The following is a 25,594-nucleotide window of genomic DNA, read 5'->3' as shown; positions in this document are numbered from 1 at the left end:
ACAGTGTTTTCGGCGGCACCATCCCGGCGCGCCGCCCCCCCGACGAGGACCGCTCCCGATGAGTCACCCCGACCAGACCAGCCAGTTCGCGCTGCTCGGCCAGCGCCGCTTCGCCCCCTTCTTCTGGACCCAGTTCCTCGGCGCCGGCAACGACAACCTGTTCAAGTTCGCCTTCACGGTGCTGGTGACCTACCAGCTGCAGGTCGAATGGCTGCCGCCGTCGCTGGCGGGGCTGGCGATCGGGGCGCTGTTCATCCTGCCCTTCCTGCTGTTCTCGGCCACCAGCGGCCAGCTCGCCGACAAGCTCGACAAGGCGCTGCTGATGCGCTTCGTCAAGTCGCTGGAGATCGGCATCATGGGGCTGGCGGCCTGGGCCTTCGTGCAGGACGCGGTGAACGTGCGGGTCGTGACGCTGCTGGCCTGCGTCTTCCTGATGGGGCTGCACTCGACGCTGTTCGGCCCCGTGAAATTCGCCTACCTGCCGCAGCACCTCGGCGAGCGCGAGATCACCGGCGGCAACGGCATGGTGGAGATGGGCACGTTCGTCGCCATCCTGCTCGGCAACGTCGTGGGCGGCCTGCTGATCGGCATGGCCGAGGGCGGGGCGCGGGCCGTGGCGATCGGCTGCGTGGCGGTGGCGCTGCTGGGGCGGGTGGTCGTGCAGTTCGTGCCGCCAACGCCGGCCACCGATCCGACGCTGAAGATCAACCCCAACCCCTTCACCGAGACCTGGCGCAACCTCAAGCTCGCGCACGGCAACCTCGTCGTCTTCCGCTCGCTGCTGGGCATCTCGTGGATGTGGTTCTTCGGCGCGGTCTTCCTGAGCCAGTTCCCCGCCTTCGCCAAGGAGGTGCTGCACGGCAACGAGCAGGTCGCCTCGCTGCTGCTGGTGGTGTTCTCGGTCGGCATCGGCACCGGCTCGCTGCTGTGCGAGGTGCTGTCGAAGCGCCACGTCGAGATCGGCCTGGTGCCACTGGGCGCCATCGGGATGACGGTGTTCTCGGTCGACCTGTACTTCGCCGCGACGGGCCTGCCACTGCCGCAGGGTGCTGCGTCGTACACGCTCGGCGCCTTCCTCGCGCAGCCGGCACACTGGCGCGTGATGCTGGATCTGGCGCTGCTGGCCGGCTCGGCGGGGCTTTACAGCGTGCCGATGTACGCGCTGATCCAGCTGCGCGCTCCGAAGAGCCACCGCGCCCGCATCATCGCCGCCAACAACATCCTCAACGCGCTGTTCATGATCGCCAGCTCGCTGATCGCTGGCGCACTGCTCGGCGCGGGGGCCACGATCCCGCAGGTGTTCCTCGCGACCGGGCTGGCCAACGCGCTGGTGGCCGGCTACATCTTCCTGCTGGTGCCGGAGTACCTGCTGCGCTTCCTGGCCTTCATGCTGACGCGCTTCGTCTACCGCCTGAAGCTGACCGGCGACGCCCACATCCCGACCGAAGGGGCCGCCATCGTCGCGGCCAACCACGTCAGCTTCGTCGACGCGATCGTGCTGGCCGCCGCCAGCCCGCGGCCGATCCGCTTCATGATGGACCACCGCATCTTCGCCACGCCCGTGCTCGGCGCGCTGTTCCGGCTCGTCAAGGCGATCCCGGTCGCACCGCAGAAGGAAGACCCGGTGGTCTACGAGCGCGCCTTTGCCGAGGCGGCGAAGGTGCTCGCCGAGGGCGACGTGCTCGGCATCTTCCCGGAAGGCAGCATCACCCGCGACGGCACGCTGCAGCCCTTCAAGGGCGGGATCATGAAAATCCTGGAGCGCCAGCCCGCGCCGGTCGTGCCGGTGGCGCTGGTCAACCTGTGGGGCTCCACCTTCTCGCGCATCGAGGGCGGGCGCGCGATGGCCCGGCCGCTGCGGCGCGGGCTGTTCAGCCGGGTCGAGGTGATCGCCGGCCCCGCCATCCCCGCGGCGCTGGTCACGCCGGAGCGCCTTCAGACCGCTGTAGGCACGCTGTTGCACACTGGGGGCCCGAACCCCGGCCCGGTGGCCGTCCCCGTTGCCCGCTCTTCGACGCCATGAACCTGCCCGAGTCCCGTGCCTCCGTCCTGTCCGTCACCCTCGTGCGTGACGAGTCCGCCTTGCTGGCGCTGCGGTCGGCGTGGGAGTCGCTGGAGGACCAGGCGGTGGAGTACGGGCTGTACGTGACCTGGGGCTATGTCCACCACGCGTGGCAGCACCTGGCCGAGCCGGGCCATGCGCTGTGGGTGATGGCCGTGCACGACGCGGCGGAGCGGCTGGTGGGCGTGCTGCCGCTGGTGCGGGTGCCGGAGCGCCACTACGGCATGACGGTGCAGGTGCTGCGCCACATCGGCATCTGGGAGGGCGACCGGCCCGGCCTGCTGGCGCTGGAGGACGCGGACCGCGTCTGGAGCGTGCTCTGGCAGGAGCTGGTCGCGCTGCGCTCGGAGTGGCAGGTGCTCGACCTGCGCGAGCTGGTCTCGGGCTGCTGGCCGCTGCGCGAGCTGCAGCGGCCGGGGCGGGGGTTCTCCAGCGAGTCGTTGCCCGACATCGAGGCGCCCTACCAGCGGCTGGACGGCGACTGGGAGCTGCACGTCGCCACCCGCCGCGACGCGGTGCAGGCGCAGTGGGCGCGCATGCAGCAGCGGCTGCAGCTGGAGCAGCCCGGCGCCTGCATGGTGGTGGCCCAGGGGCCGGACGACATCGTGGAGGCGCTGGAGCGCTACCTCGCGCTGGAGCAGGCGCTGGTGCAGGCTGGCGGCGGCGTGACCATCGGCAGCGACCCGCGCCGCGCCGCCTTCTACCGCGCGTGGCTGCCGGTGCTGGCCCGGCGCGGCGATGCGGCGGTGTGGCTGCTCGCCAGCGACGGCGGCGAACTCGCCGGCCTGGTCCGCCTGCGCTGCGGCGACACCTGGATCGAGCGCCACGCCTGCTACGACCCCGCCCACGCCGACATCACGCCGAGCCTGCTGCTCACCGTCGAGGCGCTGCAGCAGGCCTTCGAATCCACGGCCGAGGCTTCGACGCTGGTCAGCGTGCGCGAGCCCGAGGGCGCCAGCGCGTCGGTGCTGGACTGGTACGACGGCCGCAGCCTGACGCGGCGCCTGTCGGTGTGGAACCTGCAGTCCCGGCTCGGGCCGATCGCGCTGCTGAAGGGGCTCGGCAGCAAGTTCAGGGGCTGATGGCGTCCAGCGCCGCCTGCGCCACGACCCACTGCCGGAACGCCACCGCCGCCGGCCGGCGCGCCACATCCGCCCGCGCCACCAGCCAGTAGGTGTACGGCGAGCGGATCGCCACCGGAAACGGCGCCACCAGCGTGCCCGCCGCCAGACTCGGCGCCACCATCGGCCGCGCCGCCAGCGCCACGCCTTGACCGGCCAGCGCCGCCTCGATCGCCAGCATCGCGTCGGAGAAATGCCGCCCCGGCGTCGCCACCGGTGTGTCCACCCCCGCCGCCTGCAGCCACTGCGGCCAGCCCCAGGGCTGCCCGCTGCGGCCGGTGCTGCCGTAGATGTCGCTGTGGATCAGCACTTGCCGGCACAGATCGGCCGGGGTGTGCAGCGGCCGGGCGGCGGTCGCCAGACCCGGCGCGCACACGGGCACCAGCTCCGGCGCGAGCAGCGCGTCCACCCGGCAGCCGGCGTGGTGCCCCGCGCCGTAGACGATCGCCATCGCGCAGCCCTCGTCGCCCGCCGGGCGGTCCAGTGCCGCGAGCACGGCGGCTTCACCCCCAGAGTCCACCGTGTCGGCGCGGCTGGCCAGGTGCAGCTCGATCTCGGGGTGGGCGGCGTGGAACGCCGGCAGGCGCGGCACCAGCCAGTGGCTGGCGAAGGAGGGCGGCGCCACCACCGTGAGCCGCCCGCCGGTCTGCACCACGCCGGCGCGGCGCACCGCCTCGTCCAGACAGCCGAACGCCGCCTGCACCGAGGGCAGCATCGCCGCCCCCTGTTCGCTCAGCCGCAGCGCCCGCGTCAGCCGCAGGAACAGCGGCACGCCCAGGTGCGTCTCCAGCGCCTTGATCTGCTGGCTCACCGCCGCGGGTGTGACGCACAGCTCGTCGGCGGCCTGCTTGAAGCTGAGGTGGCGGGCGGCGGCCTCGAAGGTGCGGAACAGGGGCAGGGGAGGGAGGCGGTCGCGCATCATGGATAAGCAATACTTAACCGTCGGATCATAAGTGCTCGTTTGTCGGCGGCGACCGGGCTGCCTAGAGTGCCGGGCTGTCTCCACTTTCTCCAGCTCCTGCTGCTGCGCCGACATGTCCCACGAGAGCCGCGTCCTCCCTCCCGCCCTGCGTGGCCGCCTGATGTCGGCGGACGCCGCCGCCGCGCTGATCCGCCCCGACGACCACATCGGCATGAGCGGCTTCACCGGCGCCGGTTATCCCAAGGCGGTGCCGAAGGCGCTGGCGCAGCGCATGCAGGCGGTGCACGCGGCCGGGGCGCCGTTCAAGGTCGGCATCTGGACGGGCGCCTCCACCGCGCCGGAGCTGGACGGCGCGCTCGCCGCCGTCGATGGCGTCGAGATGCGCCTGCCCTACCAGTCCGACCCGGTGTGCCGCCAGCGCATCAACGCCGGCCAGATGGAGTACATCGACATCCACCTCTCGCATGTCGCGCAGTTCGTCTGGTTCGGCTTCCTCGGCCACCTGGACGTGGCGGTGGTGGAGGTGGCGGGCATCCTGGAAGACGGCCGGCTGGTGCCCTCGACCTCGGTCGGCAACAACAAGACCTGGCTGGAGCAGGCGGACAAGGTGATCCTGGAGGTCAACACCGCGCAGAACCCGCAGCTGCTCGGGATGCACGACATCTACTACGGCACCCAGCTCCCGCCGCACCGCCAGCCCATCCCGCTCGTGCGCCCTGGCGACCGCATCGGCGAGACCACGCTGCGCTGCGACCTGGACAAGGTGATCGCCGTCGTCGAGACGCACGCGCCGGACCGCAACATCAATTTCGCGGCGCCGGATGACAACTCCGTGCGCATCGCCGGCCACATCCTGGAGTTCCTCTCGCACGAGGTGCGCAAGGGGCGGCTGCCGGCCGAGCTGCTGCCGCTGCAGTCGGGCGTGGGCAACATCGCCAACGCCGTGCTGGCCGGGCTGGCGGACGGCCCGTTCGAGCAGCTCACCGCCTTCACCGAGGTGCTGCAGGACGGGATGCTCGACCTGATCCGCTGCGGCAAGCTGGGCTTCGCCTCGGCCACGGCGCTGTCGCTGAGCAACGCGGCGATGGCCGATTTCAACGCCAACCTGGCCGACTACCGCCGCCGCATCCTGCTGCGCCCGCAGGAGATCAGCAACCACCCCGAGCTGATCCGCCGCCTGGGCGTGGTCTCGATGAACGGCATGATCGAGGCGGACCTCTACGGCAACGTCAACTCGACCCACCTCATGGGCACGCAGATCATGAACGGCATCGGCGGCTCGGGCGACTTCGCGCGCAACGCCTACCTGTCGATCTTCATGACGCCGTCCACCGCCAAGAACGGCCTGATCTCCTGCATCGTGCCGATGACGCCGCACGTCGACCACACCGAGCACGACGTGCAGATCCTCGTCACCGAGCAGGGGCTGGCCGACCTGCGCGGCCTGTCGCCCAAGCAGCGGGCGCAGGTCATCATCGAGCGCTGCGCCCACCCCGATTTCCGGCCCGCGCTGCGCGACTACTACCGCCGCGCGCTCGACCAGTCGCCCGGCAAGCACACGCCGCACCTGCTGCAGGAGGCCTTCGCTTGGCACCTGCAGGCGCTGCGGGGCGAGCGCATGGGCCACGGCGCGTGATCGTCCGGCCGCGGCCGCACTGGGTGCACCTGCTGTTCGTGCGGCGGGGGTCGATGGTGCGGCAGATCCTGGCGCAGCAGCTCTTCACCGTCGGCTTCGCGCTGCTGGTGGCGCTGGCGCATGGCTGCTTCTTCCAGTGGAAGGTGACGCTCACCAGAAAGCGCGAGAAGCCCCGTCCTTCAGGGCGGGGAGGTAGAGCGCAGGCTCGCGCAGCGAGCCGTTGGCTTGGTGGATGAGTTTCCTGTGGCATGGTTGACTGGCTTTGTATACAGTATCGATCATGTCCATTCGAGCCTTCCGCTTCCAGTTGCGCCCCAAGCCCGGCACCGCACACGCCTTGCGCCGGTTCGCTGGCGCGTGCCGCTGGGTGTGGAACCGGGCCATCGGCGAGCAGCAGCGGCTGAGGGCGGCGGGCGAGAAGTTCTCGGGCTACGCGGCGATGTGCCGCTGGCTGACGGCGTGGCGCAACGACCCGGACACGGCGTGGCTGTCCGAGACGCCTGTGCAGGCGCAGCAGCAAACCTTGAAGCGACTGGAGGCGAGTTACCGGCGCTTCTTCGAAGGCCAAGGCGGCTATCCCCGGTTTCGCGGACGTGGGCAAGATGCGGGACTTCGCTTCCCGAAGGCTTTGGACTGCAAGCTCGACACGGACAACCAGCGGCTGAAGCCACCGAAACTCGGCTGGGTGCGGATGCGTCAGTCGCAGCCGGTCGAGGGAACGGTTCGGAACTACACGCTGACGCAGGAGCGGGGCCGCTGGTTCGTGTCGATCCAAGTTGAACAACCGGACGTGATGCCGGCAGCGGGGCTGGTGCCGACACTGGGGATCGACTTCGGTGTGAAGCTGTTCGCCGCGACGACAGACGGCGAGTGTGTGGCACCGCTGAATGCGCTCAAGCGGCAGCAGAAGTACCTGAAGCGCGTTCAGCGATCGGTGTCGCGCAAGGTGAAAGGCTCGAAGAACCGGCGCAAGTCGATTGACCGACTGGGCAGGGTGCATGCCCGGATCGCGGCGCAGCGCAATGACTGGCTGCACAAGCTGACGACGCGGTGGGCGAACGAGCATCCGGTGATCGCGATCGAGGATCTGAAGGTGGCGGCGATGAGCGCCAGCGCCCAGGGCACGGCCAGCGCGCCAGGAAAGCGGGTGCGACAGAAGGCGGGGCTGAACCGCTCGATCCTGGATCAGGCGTGGGGCGAGGCACGGCGACAACTGGAATACAAGACCGCGGCCCGAGGTGGCGCAGTGGTGCCAGTGGAGCCGGCGTACACGAGCCAGCGGTGCAGCGCCTGCGGCCACACCGCCAAGGAGAATCGGCCGACGCAAGCCCGCTTCGCGTGCGAAGCGTGCGGGCACAGCGAGAACGCGGACCTGAACGCCGCGAAGAACATATTGGCCGCGGGACACGCGGTCTGGGTCGCAAGGCCCGAAGCCTGTGGAGCGGAGGTCAGACGCGCCAGACCCGTGAGGGGACGACGCGCAGCCGCGAGGAAGCAGGAACCCGCCGAAAGCTCGGCCGCGCAAGCGGTCGCGCCCGCCGGAATCCCCGTCCTTTAGGGCGGGGAGGATGTCAAGGAGAGCCCGACAAGGACGTGGCCGTGCGACACCAGTGCCAGCGCAGCGAGCTTGACTGGCAGCAGCATCAGCCCCGGTGCGAGGAACACCCCCAGCGCCAGCGCGGGCGGCAGCCGCGCGATGCGGCGTTCCAGCCAGCCGATCAGCGGCAGCTGCGCCAGTTGCGCCATCAGGCGCGCCAGCGGCTCCCAGCCCCACTCCTCGAACAGGACGATCAGCGCGAGCAGCCACTGGAACAGCCAGCGCAGCGGGCGGGCGAGCAGGTCAAGGAACGCGTGCATGGCAGGCCCTCTCCGTCCGGCTAGCGGGCCGACAGCGTCATCGCGGCCGAGGGTTTCCATGCCGCGGCGTCCCCCTCGCCGCGGCCCACCTTGGGCGCTCCGAGGAAGATCCGCTCGTTCGACAGCTGCCGTGCCAGCAGCGCGTCGCGCACCGCCTCGCCGCGTTGTGCGGCCAGTTCGCGCCAGACGTCGGCCGACACGGGCATGGCGGCGGCCAGCGTTGCCGCCAGTTCGGCGTCGGTCGGCTCGCCGGAGGCCTTGGCGGGTGCCGCAGGGGCCGATGCCGCGGCCTTGCCCGGTGCCGGCTTCGGCGCCTTGGGCAGTTGCCGGACCAGCGTGCGGAGCAGGCGTGCGCGCTCCTCGGCGGACAGCGGGGCCTCCAGGGCGTCGGGCGCCACACCGGCTTCGGCCCGCTCGCGCAGGGCCGCGGCCAGCAGGCGTCTTTCCAGCGCGGCGGCCCGGTAGGAGTCCGTTTCCGTCGGGCCGTCGGCCAGGCCGTGCAGCGTCAGGGTCAGTGCCGGCCGGTCGATCAGTGCTTGCGCGACCTTGTCGGCGGTGCTCCGGCCTTCCGCCGTGAGGGTGGCGGTGCCCGGCTCGAACGCCACGGCGCTCAGGTCGTCCGTGCCGTCGCCGGACAGGAAGGAGAACGGGGCCGTGACGGCCTTGGTCAGCACATTGCCGATCACCTTCAGCACCAGCCCGAAGACGCTGAACTGCAGGTCGTTGACCGAGCCGCTGATGGGGATGTTCAGGTCGATCACGCCGTTGCGGTCCTTCAGCAGCGCCACCGCCAGCAGCACCGGCAGCTGCGTGGCGCTCGGGCTCTCGACCCGGTCGCCGAAGACGAGCTGGTTGATGACGACCTGGTTCTTCGCGTCGAGCGTGCCGTCGGGCGCGATGCGGTAGGACACGTCCATGCCCAGCTTGCCGCGCTCGATGCCGTAGCCGGCGTACTTGCCGGCATAGGGCGACAGCGGCGTCAGCTCCAGGTCGGTGGCGCGGGCGCGCAGGTCCAGCGCCAGCGGCTGGGCGGTCGGGTTGATCTGGCCGCTGATGTCCAGGCTGCCGGTGCGCTGGACCTTGCCACGCAGCGCGAGCGTGGCCATGTCGCGGTTGCCGGTGCGAAATTCGCCCAGCGTGCCCTGCAGCTCGCTCAGGTCGGCGCTGTAGTTGGGCTGGATGAAGCGGTCGGTGAAATCGACCGTGCCGCGGCTGATGCGCGTGGCGCTGATGGTGAGATCGACCGGCGGACCTGCACTGGCGCTGGCCGCTGCGACGGCGGCGCTGGCCGCAGGTGCCGCACCGGAGGCCGCAGCAACTGGCGCTGACGCTGCCGCAGCCGGGCTGGCCCCGACGTCCTGCAAGTTGAAACGGCCGTCCTCGGTGATGACGAGCTTCGAGAAGAAGTTGTCCAGCGCCAGCTCGCGCACCAGCACCCGCGGGCGCTGCGAGGGCTTGATCGCCACGTCCAGGCCCTGCAGCGTCAGCGTCTGCCAGCGCAGCAGCGCGTCTGCGTCTTCCGTGGTGGTGCCGCCGGCCGCGTGCCGGCGGGTGTAGAGCTGCAGATCGCCGATCCGCCCGTCGCCGCGCAGCGCGACCGTCCAGCCGGCCGGCGCTTCCTGCAGCGCCAGCTCCCCCTGGTAGCCGAACAGCGCGCGGCGCAGGTCCAGCCCGAGCGCGTCGCCGAAGTAGGGCTCCACCGCGTGGACCGGGAATCCGTCGATGCGCAGCGCACCGCGTACTTGCAGCGGCTGCAGCGCGAGTTCGCCGTGGCCGTCGAGCGTGCGTGTGGCGGTGGCCCCCTTGGCCGGGCGCGCCCGCGGCAGGTCGCCCGCGACGTTGCCGCCGAGCTGCCAGCGCAGCGGCGCCAGCGTGCGGTCGCCGCGGAGCTGGACGTTCTGCAGCCCGGCGGCGAGCTGGGTGATGTCGAGCTGGACCGCGCGGGTGCCGGCCTGCGCATCGGCATAGCGCAGGTGGCCGTTCTGCAGTTGCAGGTCCTTCAGGGTGATCTGCCAGGGCGGGGCCGCCTCCGGTGCCTGGGCCGCCGGTTTTGCGCCGGGTTTGGCGCCGGGTGTCGACACCGCGGTGTCGGGCACGAGCCACTGCGCCACGTTCCACTGTCCCTTGGCGTCGCGGGCGAGGAGGGTGTCCGGCTGGACCAGCTGCACCTTGCCCAGCACCACCGTGCGCGCGGCCACATCGACCGCGGCGTCGTCCACGCGCAATTGGCCCAGGGTGGCCAGCGGCGGCGCATTCGCGGCGGCGGCGGGATCGGTGAGCCGGAGCGTGTCGAGCTGGCCCTTCTGCAGCGCGAGCGTGAGCTGCATCGGCGTGTCGCCTGCAGCCGCTGCCCAGCGCAGCTGCCCTTGCGCGGACAGCGCGCCGCTCAGCCGCGGCTGCAGCACCGTATTCAGGTAGGGCGCCAGCGCGGACAGCGCGAGCTGGTCGAGCTGCAGGTCGATCTGTGCGGCCTGGTCGTCGGCCTGTCCCTGCAGCTGCAGGCGGCCGAGGTCGGGCGATCCGTCCGCCATGCCGCGCAGCGTGGTCGCGGCCTGCACGGTGACCGGCTGGTCGAGCGGCCAGTGCACCGGGCCGGTGACCAGCGACAGGCCGTCCAGCAGCAGCTGTGCCGCGGGCTGCTGGACGGCGTCGTGCCAGCGCACGCGGGTGTTCTGCAGGGCGATGGCGTCCAGCGCGATGTGCCAGGGGGTGGCGGGCGTGCTGGCCGCAGTTTCCGTCGGGGCAGGCGGGGTGTCGCCGAGCTGGACGAGGTTGATCCGCCCGCGGGCGTCGCGCGTGACGTCGAGCACCAGGCCGTCCAGCGTCACCGCGCCGAGCGTGATCCGCCGGGCCAGCGGCTGGACGTCGCGCAGCGCCACGTCCAGTGCGCCCCAGGACAGCAGCGCGGCGCCGGCGCGGTCGGTCAGGGCGAGGTCGTCGGCGTTCAGGCGGCCGCTCAGGCGCAAGGTCGGCGGCTGGTCCGGTGGCGCCTCGAAGTGCAGCGCCATCTCGCTCGACACCTTGCCGCGCTGCAGCTTCACCGGCAGCGCGTCGGGCCAGTAGCCGAGCCAGGGCGCGAGGTCGAAGCCGTCGAGCTTGAACTGCGCCTGCGTGGGGTGCTGCGCCGCGAAGGGGCGGACCTTGGCGTCGGAGTCGAAGGCGGTGCCGTCGAGCTGGAAGGCCAGCCGTGGCGTCACCTCGGTGTCGATCGCCGCCGGCAGGTTGGACAGGAAGGGCACCGCCAGCGTGAGGCCGGTGAGCCGGTGCTCGCGCTGCAGCGGCTGGTCGGTGAAGTGCACCGCGCCGCCACGCAGCTGCACGTTGTGCAGCGCGAAGCGGGCCGGCGCGGCGTCGGGTGGAGCGGGGACGGGGGCCGGCTGGCTGAAACGGGCGATCAGGTCGTCGATGTCGTAGTGGCCGGTGGCGGTGCGGGTCAGGCGGACTTCGGGCTGGTCGATCTCCAGCGCGGTGAGCACGGGCGCCAGGTTCAGCACCGAGCGCAGGTCGGCGTTGGCGTGGAGCCGGGCGATCGTCAGCAGCGGCTCGGCCGACGCGGCCCCCGGCGCGGCACCGATGGCGAGCTGCTCGGCAGTCAGCTCCAGCGTCCAGGGCGTGAAGTCGATCCGGCCGACCGTCACCGGACGGCCGAGCGCCGCGCTGGCGTGCTGCTCGATCTGCGACTTCAGCAGCGGCGGCACACCGACCCAGGCCAGCGCCAGCAGCCCCAGCACCGCCAGCACGGCCCCTCCCAGTCGCTTCAGTCCAGTTGCCACAGTCGCCACAGTTGCCTTCTCCTCGTGAAACTTGTCGTCCGCTATGTACGGCACCGTACAGACACCTTGCCGGTGTATCCGGGACGATTCGTGCCGAATCGTCACACGCTTTGCACAGGAATCTGCATGCCCGATACCGAAAATGGCCTCGCCCGGGCTGAAGTGCAGCGCCAGGCGTCCATCCTGAAGACCGGGGCCCTGCAGGCGGCCATCTTCAACAGCGCCAATTTTTCCAGCATCGCCACCGACACCAAGGGGGTGATCCAGATCTTCAATGTCGGTGCCGAGCGCATGCTGGGGTACGCCTCGGCCGATGTGGTGAACAAGATCACGCCCGCCGACATCTCCGACCCGCTGGAGATGGTCTCCCGGGCGCGGGAGCTGAGCGCCGAGCTGTCGACGCCGATCACGCCCGGCTTCGAGGCGCTGGTGTTCAAGGCGTCACGCGGCATCGAGGACATCTACGAGCTGAGCTACATCCGCAAGGACGGCAGCCGGTTTCCGGCCGTCGTCTCGGTCACCGCGCTGCGCGACGCCGAGGACCTCCTCATCGGCTATCTGCTGATCGGCACCGACAACAGCGCCCGCAAGCAGGTCGAGGCCGAGCAGAAGAAGCTGGACCAGCGCCTGCGCGACCAGCAGTTCTACACGCGCTCGCTGATCGAGTCGAACGTGGACGCGCTGATGACGACCGACCCCTCGGGCATCCTGTCCGACGTCAACAAGCAGACCGAGGCGCTCACCGGCTGCACGCGCGACGAGCTGATCGGCGCGCCGTTCAAGAACTACTTCACCGACCCGGGGCGGGCGGCGGCGGCCATCAAGCTGGTGCTGAACAAGAACAAGGTCACCAACTACGAACTCACCGCCCGCGCCCGCGACGGCAAGGAAACCGTGGTCTCGTTCAACGCCACCACCTTCTACGACCGCGACCGCACGCTGCAGGGCGTGTTCGCCGCGGCCCGCGACGTCACCGAGCGCAAGTTCCTCGACCAGGCCTTGCAGGAAACCAATGTGGAGCTGGAGAGCGCCAAGTTCGCCGCCGAGCAGGCGAACCTGGCCAAGTCCGACTTCCTGTCGAGCATGAGCCACGAGCTGCGCTCGCCGCTGAACGCGATCCTCGGCTTCGCGCAGCTCGTGGAGTCCGGCACGCCCAAGCCGACGCCGAGCCAGAAGGCCAGCATCGACCAGATCCTGCAGGCCGGCTGGTACCTGCTGGAGCTGATCAACGAGATCCTCGACCTGGCGCTGATCGAGTCCGGCAAGCTCTCGCTGTCCCAGGAGGCGATGTCGCTGACCGAGGTGCTGGCCGACTGCGAAGCCATGATCGAGCCGCAGGCCCATGGCAACCACATCCACCTGCAGTTCCCGGTGTTTGCCTGCCCCTGTTTTGTCAAGGCCGACCGCACGCGGGTGAAACAGGTGTTCATCAACCTGCTGTCGAATGCCATCAAGTACAACCGTGTCGGCGGCGGGGTGGAGGTGTCGTGCAAGCAGATTGGCCTCCGCACGCGCATCAGCTTCCGCGACACCGGTGCCGGCCTCGCGCCAGACAAGCTTGCCCAGCTGTTCCAGCCCTTCAACCGCCTCGGGCAGGAGGGCAGCGCGGCCGAAGGTACCGGCATCGGCCTGGTGGTGAGCAAGCGGCTGGTGGAGCTGATGGGCGGCGAGATCGGCGTGCAGAGCACGGTGGGCGTGGGCAGCGTGTTCTGGGTCGAGCTGAACACGACGGCGGCACCCGGGCTGGCAGCGTGCATTCAGGCGCCCGAGCCGACCGCGTCCGAGCCTGCGCCCGACGGCCTGCCCGTCCGCATGGTGCTGTGTGTCGAGGACAACCCGGCCAATCTGATGCTGGTCGAGCAGCTCATCGCGCGTCGGCCAGACCTCCGCCTGCTGAGCGCGCGCGATGGCCAGCGGGGTGTCGAGATCGCCCGTTCTGCATTGCCTGACGTGATCCTGATGGACATCAACCTGCCCGGTGTCAACGGCATCCAGGCACTGAAGCTGCTGGCGCGCGAACCCGCCACGGCCGGCATCCCGGTGATTGCGCTCAGTGCCAACGCCATGCCGCGGGACATCGAGAAGGGGCTGGAGGTGGGCTTTTTCCACTACCTCACCAAGCCGATCAAGGTCGACGAGTTCATGGCGGCGATCGATGCCGCCCTGCAGAGGCACACCGCGACCGCCGATGCCACCAGCGGTCTTGCACCACGTGGCACCCGATGATCACCGACTCGGAACTGCGCGCTGCCAGCATCCTCATCGTCGATGACCAGGAGGCCAATGTGCTGCTGCTGCAGCGCCTGCTGGCCGACAGCGGCTACACCTGCGTCCGTGCGACCCGGCAACCGGCAGAGGTCTGCGCACTGCACCGGCACCAGCCCTTCGACCTGATCCTGCTGGACCTGCAGATGCCGGAGATGGACGGCTTCCAGGTGATGGAGTGCCTGAAATCCTGTCTGCTGGACGACTACATGCCGGTGATCGTGCTGACCGCGCAGCCGGGGCACAAGCTGCGCGCATTGCAGGCCGGCGCGCGGGACTTCATCAGCAAGCCCTTCGACCTGCTCGAAGTCCGCACGCGCATCCGGAACATGCTGGAAGTCCGCCTGCTCTACCGGCATCTGGCGCACGCCAACGCGGTGCTGGAGGCCACCGTCGCGGAGCGCACCGCCGAACTGCGCGAGAGCGAGGCCCGCTTCCGCAGCCTGGCCGAGCTGGCCTCGGACTGGTACTGGGAGCAGGACGAACACGGCCACTTCACGCGGGTGTCCGGCCCGGTGCTGGAGATGCTCGGGATCTCCGTCGATCCGCTGGCAGGGGCGGCCGATCCGGCCCGGGGCGACGGCTGGAACGCGCTGGAGCGCCAGACCCTGCGGGACACCATCGCCGCGCGCCAGCCCTTTCTGGATTTCACCTTCAGCCGGGTCCACCCTGGTGGTGCGGTCCAGCGCTTCCGGGTCAGCGGCGAGCCGATGTTCGGCGAGGCCTGCCGCTTTGTCGGCTACCGCGGCATCGGCGTGGAGATCACCGCCTGAGCGGCGTCACCATGTCCGATCCCATCCTCTGCACGGAACAGAACCACCTGCTCGCCGCGTTGCCCGCCGCGGTGTTCGCCCTGCTGGCGTCCCATCTGGAACTGGTGGCGATGCCGCTCGGGCAACTGGTCTACGGGCCGGGCCGGCCCTTGCTGCACGCCTATTTCCCCACCACGGCGATCGTGTCGCTGCATTACGTGACGCAGTCCGGCGCCTCGGTCGAAACCGCGGGGGTGGGCAACGAAGGGGTGGTCGGCATGGCGCTCTTCATGGGCGGCGACACGACGCCCAGTTCGGCCATGGTGCAGACCGCCGGGTACGCCTACCGGCTGGAACGCAGCGTGCTGAAGGCCGTGTTCGGGCGAGTGGTCCAGGTCCGCGATCCGCTGCTGCGCTACACCCAGGCCTTGATGACGCAGGTCTGCCAGACGGCGGTGTGCAACCGCCACCACTCGATCGACCAGCAGCTCAGCCGCTGGCTGCTGCTGAGCGCCGACCGGGTGCCGGAGCGGGAGCTGGTGGTGACGCAGGAGCTGATCGCCAGCCTGCTGGGTGTGCGCCGCGAAAGCATCACCGAAGCGGCCGGCAAGCTGCAGCTCGCCGGCTGCATCCGCTACCGCCGCGGGCACATCGCGGTGCTGGACCGCGCGGGGCTGGAATCCCGCGCCTGCGAGTGTTACGGCGTGGTGCGCAGGGAGTGGTCGCGGCTGCTGGACAAGGCCAGCAGGTAGCGCCCCCCGGCCGGATCTGCAGCGGCCGAGGCCTCGACGCGGTGGCGTTGGCCGTCGCGTGCGACCAGCTCCAGCGGGCTGGCCGCGCGGGCATCGACGCCCTGACCGGCATCGACCTGCGCCAGCAGGGCCCGCAAGGTCTCGGCGCCCTGTGGGGCAAGGAACGCCTCCAGCGAGTGGCCGGGCAAGGCCTCGCGCTCGACACCGAGCAGGCGTGCGCCGGTGCGGTTGACCTCGCACAGCACCAGACCGCGGTCGATGGTGAAGCAGCCCACCGGCGCGTGGTCGTGGCACTGGGTCAGGCGCAGCAGGTCGGCTTCCAGCTCGGTGCGGTTGCGGTGCAGTTCCTCGTTCTGCAGCTCGACCTCCACCTGGTGCACCTGCAGCTCGTGCAGCAGGGCCAGTGCGTCTGCGGCCGTCGCCGGCGACGACGCGAGCTGGTGCAGCACGCCGAGCGCCGCCGAGGCGGTGGCCTGCCGGCCCGTCGGGGCGGAGTGTCCGGTCAGGCGGGACTCGGCCTGCGTGCGCAAGGTCTGCTGCCGGTCGGATTCGATGGTGGGGTGGGGCATGGAGAGCACTCTACGCCGAGCGCAGCCGGGATTCGAGTTCTTTCGCGACCGTGATGTCGACGAGGGTGATCACCACGCCCTGGATCACGTTGGCCACGGTCCGGTACGGCATGATCCGCACGCTGAACCAGTGACCGTCCGTCGTGGCGATCTGCTTCTCGGACACCGCCAGCGTGCGCAGCGTTTCCCGCGCATCGGCGTTCAGTTCCGGGTAGACGAGGGTGCTGGCCAGATCGCTGAGCGGGCGGCCGATGTCGCCTTCGCGGAGGTGGATGATGCGCGTGACCTGCTCGGTGTAGCGGCGCACGTTCAGCGCGTTGTCGAGGAAGAGCGTGGCGATGTCGGTGCTGTTGAGCAGGTTCTGCATGTCGCTCTGTGCCAGCGCGAGGTCGTCGAGCTTGGAGTTCAGCTCGTTGTTGATGGTCTGCAGCTCCTCGTTCATCGACTGCGCCTCTTCCTTGGAGGTGGTCAGTTCCTCGTTGGCCGACTGCAGTTCCTCGTTGGTGGACTGCAGCTCCTCGTTGGCGGCCTGCAGCTCCTCCTCCGAGGAACGCATCTCCTGGCGCAGCACACGGATCTCTTCCTGCAGCCGCACGAGTTCGTCGCTGGCGGACGGATCGACGGTCCGTGCCGCCCGCCGCCGCCGCACGCCGCTGGCTGGCAGCTCTGCCGCATCGCGGAACACGATCATCACCATGCCCGTCAGCGGCTTCGGCTCGTCGATCCACTGCACCGTCACATCCACCGTGCGGCGCGGGTCGTGTTCCAGCCGCAGTCCGTGCAGTTCGACGGGCCGCTTGTCCTGCAGCGTCTGGCGCAGCGCAGCGGCGATCTGCGTGCGCAGGCCGGGGCGGGCCATGACGTGGATGTTCCAGTTCGCCTTGCCGGCGGCGGGTTCGAGGTACTGGCCGGTGCGCCCGCTGATGTAGACGATGTCGCCGCTGTCGTTGACCAGCACCGCCGGGGGCGAGAACTGCTGCAGCAGCATCTGTTCGGCCATGGCCTGCAGGTTGGCGGGGTTGGGCGGTGAGGAAGGGGACACATGCGGCTCCTGCGCAAGGCTGCGCGACGGGAAGTGGCGGTGCACCGGGAAGTACAGCGTGTCCAGCTGGAGGGGCTGGCCGCTGCGCTGGTAGAGGCGCGCACCGGGGTCGAGCGGGGTGAACAGTGCCAGCGAGCGGCCGACGGTTTCCGAGCCGCCCAGCAGCAGCACCCCCTGCGCGCGCAGGCTGTAATGAAACAGCGGCACCAGCCGCCGCTGCAGTGCTGCGTTGAAGTAGATCAGCACGTTGCGGCAGGACAGCAGGTCGAGCCGCGTGAAGGGCGGGTCCAGGATCACGTCGTGCTGCGCGAACAGCACGACCGCGCGCAGCGACTTGTCGACGGTGTAGCCATCGCCCTCCGCGCCGAAGAAGCGGGCCAGCCGCTCGGGCGCGATGTCGTTGGCGATCCGCGCGGGGTAGTGCCCCTTGCGGGCGAACGCGATGGCGTCCTTGCTGAGGTCGGTGGCGAAGATCTGCAGCGTGAACGCCTTGGGGTCGGGCAGCGTGTCCATGGCCTCGCGGAAGGCGATGGCCAGCGAATACGCCTCTTCTCCGGTCGAGCAGCCGACCACCCAGGCGCGCAGCTGCGCGCCGGGTGCGGTGCGGGCGAGCAAGGCGGGTAGCACGGTGTCCTGCAGCGCCTGCCAGACGGGCGGATCACGGAAGAAGCTGGTGACGCCGATCAGCATCTCCTTGAACAGCAGATCCAGTTCCTGCGGATTGCGTTGCAGGAACTGTTCGTACTCCGCCACCGATTCCAGCCCGTGCACCGCCACGCGCCGATCGATGCGGCGCTTCAGGGTGCTGGGCTTGTAGAGGGACAGGTCGTGCTTGCTGCGTTCGCGCAGCATCGCGAGGATGGTGGTCAGCGGATGGGGGTCGTGGTGCGCGTCGTCCGCGGAGAGGGCGGCGGCGGGCGGTGGCGCGGGGAGCTGGCTGGCCGTGATGCGCAGGATGCGTGCGGGCAGCTCGGCCGGCAGCGCCACGATGTCGACTGCGCCGGCGGCGATGGCGGCACGGGGCATGGAATCGAACGGCGCCGACTCGGGCGGCTGGGTCAGCGTCAGGCCGCCGCGGGAACGGATCGCCTGCAGGCCGAGGGTGCCGTCCGAGCCCATGCCCGAGAGCACCACGCCGATCGCCCGCTCGCCCTGGTCGCGGGCCAGCGAGCTGAACAGCACGTCGATCGGCAGACGCAGGCCGCGCGGCTGGGCGGGGGTGCCCAGGTGCAGCCGGTCGCTGGCGACGGTGAGTTCCGCGTTCGGCGGGATCACGTAGACCACGTCCGGCTCCACCGCCATCCCCTCGGCGGCCACCCGCACCGGCAGGTTGCAGCCCCGCTGCAGCAACTCGGCCAGCATCGCCTTGTGGGTCGGGTCCAGGTGCTGCACGATGACATAGGCCAGCCCGCTGGCTGCCGGCACGTGGCTCAGGAACTGCCCCAGCACCTCCAGCCCACCCGCGGAGGCCCCCAGACCGACGATGCGGACATGGCCCGGCGCGGCGGGGCCGGAGGGGCTGGTCAGGGGCAATGGCATGGGTGGGGACCGGGTCGCTGCGGTGGCACGGAGTGTGGCGTCACGCATTACAACCTACTCGGCAGCGGGGCGGTTGCCTTGACGCCGCCGCGCCGGCTCACCACAATGCGCCCCACGCTCCGGGGTGCCCCGGGCCGGCAGTGCTTCACTGACTGTGGCCCGATGTGCTGAGATGGTCGAACGACCGAACCCGCTGTACTTGACCCGGTTAGTACCGGCGTAAGAAGAGCCCGCACCCAGACCACCAGGCATCCGTCTCCCGGATTGCCGGCCCGGGGCACCCTTCGGAGCGTAGCCATTCCGCGCCCACCGAAGGAGATCTGCCCGATGAACGCCCCCGACAAGCTCCAAGCACTGCTCTCGCTGACCCGCGAGCCCTTTCCCGCGTCCACCAAGGTCTACGTCGACGGCGCACTGCCCGGCGTCAAGGTGCCGATGCGCGAGATCGCGCTGACCAATGGCGAGCGCGTCACGGTCTACGACACCTCCGGCCCCTACACCGACCCGACCGCCGAGATCGACGTGCGCAAGGGCCTGGCTCCGGTGCGCGCCGGCTGGATCGAAGCGCGTGGCGACACGGAAACCTACGTCGGCCGCCAGCGTGCAGCCCTGGATGACGGCGTCAAGAACGAAGACCTGCACGGCGACCGCATCAACGCCCTGCGCGCCGAAGCCGCCGGTCTGCAGCGCACGCCGCGCCGCGCCAAGGCTGGGCAGAACGTCTCGCAGATGCACTACGCCCGCCAAGGCATCGTCACGCCGGAGATGGAATACATCGCCATCCGCGAGAACGGCAAGCGCGAGTGGATGCGCGAATACCTGGGTGACGCCGAGCGCGAGGCCCGCTTGAAGGGCAACGCGATGGGCGCCCGCATCCCCGAGATCATCACGCCGGAGTTCGTGCGCGACGAGGTGGCCCGTGGCCGCGCCGTGATCCCCGCCAACATCAACCACCCCGAAGTCGAGCCGATGATCATCGGCCGCAACTTCCTCGTGAAGATCAACGCCAACATCGGCAACTCGGCGGTGACCTCCTCGATCGAGGAAGAGGTCGAGAAGCTGGTCTGGTCGATGCGCTGGGGCGGCGACACCGTGATGGACCTGTCCACCGGCCGCAACATCCACACGACGCGCGACTGGATCATCCGCAACTCGCCCGTGCCGATCGGGACCGTGCCGATCTACCAGGCGCTGGAGAAGGTCGGCGGCGTGGCGGAAGACCTCACCTGGAACATCTTCCGCGACACGCTGATCGAGCAGGCGGAGCAGGGGGTGGACTACTTCACCATCCACGCGGGTGTGCGCCTGCCGTTCATCCACCTGACGACCAAGCGCCGCACCGGTATCGTCTCGCGGGGCGGCTCGATCCTCGCCAAGTGGATGATCACGCACCACAAGGAAAACTTCCTGTACACGCACTTCGACGAGATCTGCGAAATCATGAAGGCCTACGACGTGACCTTCTCGCTGGGCGACGGCCTGCGTCCGGGTTCGTCGGCCGACGCCAATGACGAAGCGCAGTTCGCCGAACTGCGCACGCTGGGCGAGCTGACCAAGACCGCGTGGAAGCACGACGTGCAGACCATGATCGAAGGCCCGGGCCACGTGCCGATGCACCTGATCCAGGCCAACATGGACGAGCAGATCAAGCACTGCGACGAGGCGCCGTTCTACACCCTCGGCCCGCTGACCATCGACATCGCGCCCGGCTACGACCACATCGCCTCGGCGATCGGCGCGGCCATGATCGGCTGGATGGGCACCGCGATGCTGTGCTACGTGACGCCGAAGGAGCACCTGGGCCTGCCGGACCGCGACGACGTGAAGCAGGGGATCATTGCCTACAAGATCGCCGCCCACGCCGCCAACAACGCCAAGGGCCACCCCGGCTCGCGGGCCCGCGACGACGCGATGAGCAAGGCGCGCTTCGAGTTCCGCTGGCGCGACCAGTTCGCCCTCGGCCTCGACCCGGAAACCGCCGAGTCCTACCACGACGAGACGCTGCCGAAGGACTCGTCGAAGGAGGCGCACTTCTGCTCGATGTGCGGGCCGAAGTTCTGCTCGATGAAGATCACGCAGGACGTGCGCGACTACGCCGACAAGCTCGGCGTGGACGAGCAGGCGGCGCTGGCGCAGGGCATGGCGGAGAAGTCGGCCGAGTTCAAGGCGGTGGGCGGCGAGCTGTACATCCCGATCCACAAGGCATGACCTCCGTGACAGGGTCTGCCCACATCGGCATCGCTGGCGCGGGTGTGCTGGGGCGGTTGCTCGCGTGGCAGCTCTCGCACGCCGGGCACCGGGTCGAGGTCTTCGATCCGGCGCCGGGACCGGAGCCGCGCAGCGACGGGCTGGGTCCGGCCGGCTTCACGGCCGCCGGGATGCTCAGCCCGCTGGCCGAGCTGGACGCGGCGGGGCCGGAGGTGGCGACGCTTGGCCTGCGCTCGGTCACGCTGTGGGCCGAGGTGGCGCAGCGGCTGGCGGTGCTCGACGGGCAGGGCGACGCGGCGCGCTATTTCCGCCAGCACGGCAGCCTGCTGCTCGCGCACGGGCCGGATCTCGGCTCGGCGCAGCGGGTGCTGTCGCGGCTGTCCACCGCGCCGGCCGGCATGGCCGTGCCGACGCGTCTGACACGACCCGGCCTGGCCGAGCTGGAGCCGGCGCTGCTGCCCGGCCTGCACGCGTGGTTCCTCGACGGCGAGGCGCAGGTGATGCCGCAAGCGGTGTTGCCCGCGCTGTGTGCGTTCGCCCGCGACGTGCAGTGGCACTGGGGCCGCACTGCGACGCAGACGGCCCCCGGCCAGATCACGCTGGATAACGGCACCTCGGCCGGGTTCGATCTCGTGTTCGATGTGCGCGGCCTGGGCGGGCGCTCTGCGGAGCAACCGCTGCGGGGCGTGCGCGGCGAGGTGATCTGGCTGCACGCACCCGGCGTGCCGTTGACCCGCCCGCTGCGGCTGCTGCACGCCCGCCACCGCGTCTACATCGTCCCGCGCCCGGACGACCGCATCGTCATCGGCGCCAGCGAGATCGAGAGCGAGGACCGCTCGCCGGTGAGCCTGCGCTCGGCGGTCGAACTGATGGCGGCGGCGCACAGCGTGCTGCCCGCGCTGGCCGAGGCGCGCATCCATCACATGGAAACCAATCTGCGCCCCGCGCTGCCGGACAACGCGCCGAAGCTGACCGTCGAGCCGGGGCGGGTGGCGATCAATGGCCTGTTCCGCCACGGCTGGCTGCTCGCACCGGCCCTGATCGAGCAGGCGCTGCAGCAGGTGGCGCTGCCCTTGATGTCCCAGGAGCTGACATGAGCCTCCACGTGCTTCTCAATGGCGAGATGACCGAACTGCCCACGGGCACGACGCTGGCCGCCCTCATCGCGCAGCGCGACCTGACGCCCGAAGCGGTCGGCTCTGCCGTCAACGGCCGCCACGTGCCGCGTGCCGCCCGCGCCGAGCGCGTGCTCGACGACGGCGACACCGTCACGCTGTTCCAACCCATCGTCGGAGGCTGAACACCATGCATCCCGAGCTTGCCCCGTCCCCGTGGACCGCCTACGGCGTCACGCTCCACAGCCGCCTGCTGCTCGGCACGGCAGGCTACCCGTCGCCCCAGGCGCTGCACGAGGCCATCGTCGCCTCGGGCACCGAGGTGGTGACGGTTGGTCTGCGCCGCATCCATGCGGGTGCCTCGGGCGCGGGCGACAACGGCCACATCGCCGCGATCCAGTCCGCCCTGCGCGCACGCGGCGCGCGGCTGCTGCCGAACACCGCCGGTTGCCGCACCGCGCGCGAGGCCATCGAGCTGTCGCACCTGGCGCGCGAGCTGTACGACACGCCGTGGATCAAGCTCGAAGTTGTCGGTGACGAGCAGACGCTGCAGCCCGACCCGTGGGAGCTGGTCACCGCCGCCGAGCAGCTCATCCGCGACGGCTTTGCGGTTTTCCCGTACTGCACCGACGACCTCGTCACCTGCCAGCGCCTGCTCGACGTGGGCTGCGAGGTGCTGATGCCGTGGGGCGCGCCGATCGGGTCCGGTCAAGGGCTGATCAATCCGTGGGCGCTGCGCACGCTGCGGGAGCGCTGGCCGGACGTGCCGATGGTGGTGGACGCCGGCATCGGCTCACCCGCGCACGCGGTGCAGGCGATGGAGCTGGGCTATGACGCGGTGCTGCTGAACTCGGCGGTGTCGCAGGCGCGCGAGCCGGTGCGGATGGCGGCGGCCTTCGGGCAGGCGGTACAGGCGGGGCGGCTCGGCTTCGAGGCGGGCGTGATGGCGCCGCAGTCGATGGCGGTGGCGACGACGCCGGTCGGCGGTCGGCCGTTCCTGCTGTGAGCGGCGCCATGCACCGTCCGGTCCTCTGGAGCGTCGCCGGCAACGACAGCGGCGGCGGCGCCGGCCTGAGCGCCGATGCGCGTGCCGCCGAGGGCTGCGCGGTCCACCTCTGCCCGGTGGTCGCGGCCGTCACGGCGCAGAACTCGCTCGGCGTGCAGCGGGTCGTGCCGGTGGCGCCCGAGGTGCTGGAGGCGCAGTTCGCGGCGCTGGCCGAGGATCTGCGCCCAGCGGTCATCAAGACGGGCCTGATCGGCAGCGTTGACGGCGTGGCCTTGCTGGCGCGCTGGCTGGACCGGCTTGACGCGGACGGCGGACCGCGCGTGCGGCTGGTGATCGACCCGGTGCTCGGCGCGAGCGCGGGCGGCGCAGCCTTCGCGGACGCCGCGCTGATCGACGCTTACCGCACGCACCTGCTGCCACGCGCCGACCTCGTCACGCCGAACCGGCGCGAGGCGGCGCGGCTGCTCGGTCAGCCGGAAGCCCAGTCGCTCGCCGACGTGCCCGCACAAGCCGCCGCATTGCGCGCGCTGGGTGCGGAGGCGGTCTGCATCACCGGCGGCGACAGCCCGGATGGCGCCGATGCGCTCGACTGGCTCGACACGCCGCACGCCCGCGGCTGGCTGGCGCTGCCGCGGCTCGACGTGCGGCACACGCATGGCACGGGCTGCACCTTCGCCACCACCGCGGCGTCGGCGATGGCGCGCGGCTTTGTCACGGCCGACGCGCTGGTGCTGGCCAAGATGGCGACGACGGCGGGGCTGGCAGTCGGCCACGCGGCGGGGCAGGGGGTCGGGCCGGTCGGGTTCGACGCTGGCTTTGCAGCGGATCCGCGCTGGTTGCCGCGCCTGAGCTGCGACGACTCGCCGGTGTCCGGCACCAGCAGGCCGGCGTTGCCGTGGCCCGCCGGCCTGTACGCGATCGTGGACGCCGCGGACCAGGCCACACCGCTGCTGGCGGCGGCCGAACCGGCGCTGTGCGCGCTGCAGCTGCGCATCAAGCGGGCGTCGCACCCGGCGCTGGACGACCGGGCGTTTGCTGCCGAAGTCCGTGCCCAGATCGACCGCACGCTGGCGCAGGCCGCGGCCATGCCCACGGCGGCGCGTCCCGTGATCGTCGTCAATGACCACCACGCGCTGGTGCTCGACGCGATCGAGGCCGGCACCATCGACCCGGCCGAGATCGCGCTGCACCTCGGGCAGGAAGACGTGCTCGCGCTCGGCCCGGACGGGCGGGCACAGCTGGCGTCGGCGCAGGTCCGCGGGCTGCGGCTGGGGGTGAGTTCGCACAGCCTCTGGGAGCTGTGCCGGGCGGCGGCGCTGGCGCCGGCGTACATCGCCTGCGGCCCGGTCTGGGCGACGACGACCAAGGACATGCCCTGGCATCCGCAGGGGCTGCACAACCTGCGCTGGTGGGCGGCGATGTCGCCGGTGCCGGTGGTGGGCATCGGCGGGCTGCTGGAGCTGGCGCAGGTCGAGGCCGTGGCGGGCAGCGGGGCGGCGTGTGCCTGTCTGGTGCGGGCACTGGCTTCGCGTCCCGGGGAGGCCGAGCCGGTCGCCGGCCGTCTGGTGGCCGCCGTGGCCGCCTGGAACGCCGGTCGCGCCGCGCCGCGCAGGCCGGCGCCGGACTGGCCGCAGCCGAGTCTGGATCCGTCGGACGCCGTCAGCGCCTGACCGGCGGGGAGTGCGCGCGCGTGCTCCCCGTGTGACCGGCGCACCAGGCGAGCACCTGCTCGGCGGGCATCACCTTGCCGCAGGCGGCACCCTGTGCGCCGTCGCAGCCCAGTTCGCCCAGCCAAGCCAGCGTGTCCAGATCATCGACGCCGTCGGCGACTACCCGGGCGTTCCAGCCCCGTGCCAGCGCGAGGATCGAGCGCACGACGGCCGTGCGCTGTTCCGGGCGGGGCAGCAGGCCCAGCGCGGCGGCATCGAACCTGAATTCCGCCACCGGATCGAGCCCGGCCAGCGCGACGTGCAGGTTCAGCCCGGAGCCACCGTCATCGAGCGCCAGTGCCACGCCAGCCCGCGTGAGCGCCTCGATGACGTCACCACCGCGCTGGGCGACGGCGGCGGCCTGTGCTTCGACCATGAAGTGGCGCGCCGGCCAGCGGTGGCGGTCCAGCAGGGCCAGCAGCGCGGAGGCCAGTCCCGGCTCGTCCAGCAGGCGTCCCGGCAGCGGCAGCGACAGGCGCTGCACCAGCCCCTGCTGCCGCCAGGGTTGTGCGTGGCGCAGTGCGGCGTCGGTGGCGGCGATCAGCCGGACCATCAGGTCCTTGCGGCTGGTCTGGCTGGTCGAGCCGAGTTCGGTGGGGGCGAAGTCGTCCTGGGCGGGCGTGAGCCCCGTGGTCGAGATCTGCAGGCGGGAGAGGCCGCCGTCGCGCAGGTCCTGCACGGGCTGGAACGCCGAGCGCACGGCGCTGTCCGTGATCGGCGCAAAACCCGAGGGGGTCTGGGCCGTGCGGGGTTCGAACAGGGCGGTGGTGACCTGGGCCAGACGCGCCTGCTCCAGCGCGCTCCGGGCCTGCATGAGCAGGGTGTCGGCGTCGCCGGCATGCCGCGGACACAGCGCCACGCCGATGTGCACCTGCACCCGGTCGGCGAACTCGGTCGCGATCTTCTGGCCCATGGCCATCAGCCCGGCCACCGACGGATTGCCCGGCAGCAGTGCCGCGAACTCGGAGGCGCTCATGCGCGAGAAGCTGTCGGTGCGCCGGCTGAGGCGGTGCAGCTGGCAGGCGAACTGCTGCATGACCGTCTCCATCGCGCTGCCCTGCACGGCCGGTGTGGCCGGACTGGTGCCGATGTACATCAGCGCGAAGGCCGATCCGCCGCGCGCCACGCCCGCGGTGGCCTGCCCGAGCCGGTCGAGCAGCAGGTCCCGGTGCGGCAATCCCGTGCGGGCGTCGATCAGGCCGAGCTGCCGCATGGTGGCGTCGTGATCCTCCGCCAGCAGGGGGCCAGGTTCCATGACCACGATGC

19 protein-coding genes and 1 riboswitch are annotated in these 25,594 nt (G+C 70.8%); of the genes, 13 read left to right on the top strand and 6 right to left on the bottom strand.

The genetic code is table 11. From position 1 onward, the window contains the following. The first annotated feature begins 58 nt into the window (after positions 1–58). Positions 59–2,023 carry an MFS transporter gene (locus BDD16_RS02000; RefSeq protein WP_179632395.1) on the top strand — a complete coding sequence of 655 codons (1,965 nt, stop codon included), beginning with the start codon at positions 59–61 and terminating at the stop codon, positions 2,021–2,023. Next, positions 2,020–3,144, top strand: coding sequence for a GNAT family N-acetyltransferase (locus BDD16_RS01995; protein ID WP_179632394.1), 1,125 nt, complete (start codon positions 2,020–2,022; stop codon positions 3,142–3,144). Before BDD16_RS02000 ends, BDD16_RS01995 begins: the two co-directional genes overlap by 4 nt. On the opposite strand, the gene BDD16_RS01990 is transcribed toward BDD16_RS01995, so the two are convergent. Next, complete coding sequence (locus tag BDD16_RS01990; protein ID WP_179632393.1) at positions 3,134–4,102, bottom strand: LysR substrate-binding domain-containing protein; 969 nt, start codon at positions 4,100–4,102, stop codon at positions 3,134–3,136. The genes BDD16_RS01995 and BDD16_RS01990 overlap by 11 nt on opposite strands. 115 nt (positions 4,103–4,217) lie before the next feature. On the opposite strand from BDD16_RS01990, the gene BDD16_RS01985 reads away from it, so the two are divergent. The 3 genes from BDD16_RS01985 to BDD16_RS01975 are packed head-to-tail and all read left to right on the top strand — an operon-like array spanning position 4,218 to position 7,299. Continuing rightward, the gene (locus tag BDD16_RS01985; RefSeq protein WP_179632392.1) at positions 4,218–5,741 is read left to right on the top strand and encodes an acetyl-CoA hydrolase/transferase family protein; all 1,524 of its coding nucleotides are present in this window, start codon (positions 4,218–4,220) and stop codon (positions 5,739–5,741) included. Further along, complete coding sequence (locus tag BDD16_RS01980) at positions 5,738–5,977, top strand: bestrophin family ion channel (RefSeq protein ID WP_179632391.1); 240 nt, start codon at positions 5,738–5,740, stop codon at positions 5,975–5,977. Before BDD16_RS01985 ends, BDD16_RS01980 begins: the two co-directional genes overlap by 4 nt. A gap of 44 nt (positions 5,978–6,021) precedes the next feature. After that, positions 6,022–7,299, top strand: a complete 1,278-nt coding sequence (locus BDD16_RS01975; RefSeq protein WP_179632390.1) for an RNA-guided endonuclease InsQ/TnpB family protein — start codon at positions 6,022–6,024, stop codon at positions 7,297–7,299. Here the strand turns inward: BDD16_RS01975 and BDD16_RS01970 are convergent. Both BDD16_RS01970 and BDD16_RS01965 read right to left on the bottom strand, forming a co-directional pair. Beyond that, positions 7,296–7,598, bottom strand: coding sequence for a hypothetical protein (locus tag BDD16_RS01970; RefSeq protein WP_179632389.1), 303 nt, complete (start codon positions 7,596–7,598; stop codon positions 7,296–7,298). The two genes, BDD16_RS01975 and BDD16_RS01970, sit on opposite strands and share 4 nt — an antisense overlap. Before the next feature lie 20 nt (positions 7,599–7,618). Beyond that, positions 7,619–11,371 carry a DUF748 domain-containing protein gene (locus BDD16_RS01965; RefSeq protein ID WP_179632388.1) on the bottom strand — a complete coding sequence of 1,251 codons (3,753 nt, stop codon included), beginning with the start codon at positions 11,369–11,371 and terminating at the stop codon, positions 7,619–7,621. A gap of 126 nt (positions 11,372–11,497) precedes the next feature. Here BDD16_RS01965 and BDD16_RS01960 point away from each other — a divergent pair, with 126 nt between their 5' ends. Genes BDD16_RS01960 through BDD16_RS01950 form a run of 3 tightly spaced genes read left to right on the top strand, consistent with a single transcriptional unit; the run spans position 11,498 to position 15,140 of the window. Next, on the top strand, positions 11,498–13,597 hold the full coding sequence (locus BDD16_RS01960; protein WP_179632387.1) for a hybrid sensor histidine kinase/response regulator: 2,100 nt from the start codon (positions 11,498–11,500) through the stop codon (positions 13,595–13,597). Continuing rightward, positions 13,594–14,409 carry a response regulator gene (locus BDD16_RS01955; RefSeq protein WP_179632386.1) on the top strand — a complete coding sequence of 272 codons (816 nt, stop codon included), beginning with the start codon at positions 13,594–13,596 and terminating at the stop codon, positions 14,407–14,409. Before BDD16_RS01960 ends, BDD16_RS01955 begins: the two co-directional genes overlap by 4 nt. A gap of 11 nt (positions 14,410–14,420) precedes the next feature. Further along, on the top strand, positions 14,421–15,140 hold the full coding sequence (locus BDD16_RS01950; RefSeq protein WP_179632385.1) for a Crp/Fnr family transcriptional regulator: 720 nt from the start codon (positions 14,421–14,423) through the stop codon (positions 15,138–15,140). Here BDD16_RS01950 and BDD16_RS01945 read toward each other — a convergent pair. Both BDD16_RS01945 and BDD16_RS01940 read right to left on the bottom strand, forming a co-directional pair. Beyond that, the gene (locus BDD16_RS01945) at positions 15,086–15,709 is read right to left on the bottom strand and encodes a PAS domain-containing protein (RefSeq protein ID WP_179632384.1); all 624 of its coding nucleotides are present in this window, start codon (positions 15,707–15,709) and stop codon (positions 15,086–15,088) included. The two genes, BDD16_RS01950 and BDD16_RS01945, sit on opposite strands and share 55 nt — an antisense overlap. 10 nt (positions 15,710–15,719) lie before the next feature. Continuing rightward, positions 15,720–18,290: a chemotaxis protein CheB gene (locus tag BDD16_RS01940; RefSeq protein WP_218897662.1), complete on the bottom strand. Its 2,571-nt coding sequence runs from the start codon at positions 18,288–18,290 to the stop codon at positions 15,720–15,722. Between the two features lie 110 nt (positions 18,291–18,400). Further along, a riboswitch (TPP riboswitch) is annotated at positions 18,401–18,533 on the top strand. An 84-nt stretch (positions 18,534–18,617) separates the two neighbouring features. On the opposite strand from BDD16_RS01940, the gene thiC reads away from it, so the two are divergent. Genes thiC through BDD16_RS01915 form a run of 5 tightly spaced genes read left to right on the top strand, consistent with a single transcriptional unit; the run spans position 18,618 to position 24,289 of the window. Further along, entirely contained in the window at positions 18,618–20,498 is a 1,881-nt protein-coding gene (gene thiC / locus BDD16_RS01935) for a phosphomethylpyrimidine synthase ThiC (RefSeq protein ID WP_179632382.1), read from the top strand. Next, on the top strand, positions 20,495–21,595 hold the full coding sequence (locus tag BDD16_RS01930) for an FAD-dependent oxidoreductase (RefSeq protein ID WP_179632381.1): 1,101 nt from the start codon (positions 20,495–20,497) through the stop codon (positions 21,593–21,595). The genes thiC and BDD16_RS01930 overlap by 4 nt, the downstream gene beginning before the upstream one ends. Continuing rightward, positions 21,592–21,798 carry a sulfur carrier protein ThiS gene (gene thiS, locus BDD16_RS01925; protein WP_179632380.1) on the top strand — a complete coding sequence of 69 codons (207 nt, stop codon included), beginning with the start codon at positions 21,592–21,594 and terminating at the stop codon, positions 21,796–21,798. The genes BDD16_RS01930 and thiS overlap by 4 nt, the downstream gene beginning before the upstream one ends. A gap of 5 nt (positions 21,799–21,803) precedes the next feature. Beyond that, positions 21,804–22,619 (top strand): thiazole synthase, encoded by an 816-nt coding sequence (locus BDD16_RS01920; protein ID WP_179632379.1) that lies wholly within the window; start codon positions 21,804–21,806, stop codon positions 22,617–22,619. A gap of 8 nt (positions 22,620–22,627) precedes the next feature. Further along, positions 22,628–24,289: a PfkB family carbohydrate kinase gene (locus BDD16_RS01915; RefSeq protein WP_179632378.1), complete on the top strand. Its 1,662-nt coding sequence runs from the start codon at positions 22,628–22,630 to the stop codon at positions 24,287–24,289. On the opposite strand, the gene BDD16_RS01910 is transcribed toward BDD16_RS01915, so the two are convergent. Next, positions 24,279–25,583 (bottom strand): GGDEF domain-containing phosphodiesterase, encoded by a 1,305-nt coding sequence (locus BDD16_RS01910; RefSeq protein WP_179632377.1) that lies wholly within the window; start codon positions 25,581–25,583, stop codon positions 24,279–24,281. The genes BDD16_RS01915 and BDD16_RS01910 overlap by 11 nt on opposite strands. Between the last annotated feature and the right edge of the window lie 11 nt (positions 25,584–25,594).

Origin of the sequence: Sphaerotilus montanus, assembly GCF_013410775.1 — a bacterium.
GTDB classification, from domain to species: domain Bacteria; phylum Pseudomonadota; class Gammaproteobacteria; order Burkholderiales; family Burkholderiaceae_C; genus Sphaerotilus; species Sphaerotilus montanus.
The sequence above is the reverse complement of the archived record's forward strand: the minus strand, read 5'-3'. Positions and strand labels throughout refer to the sequence as shown.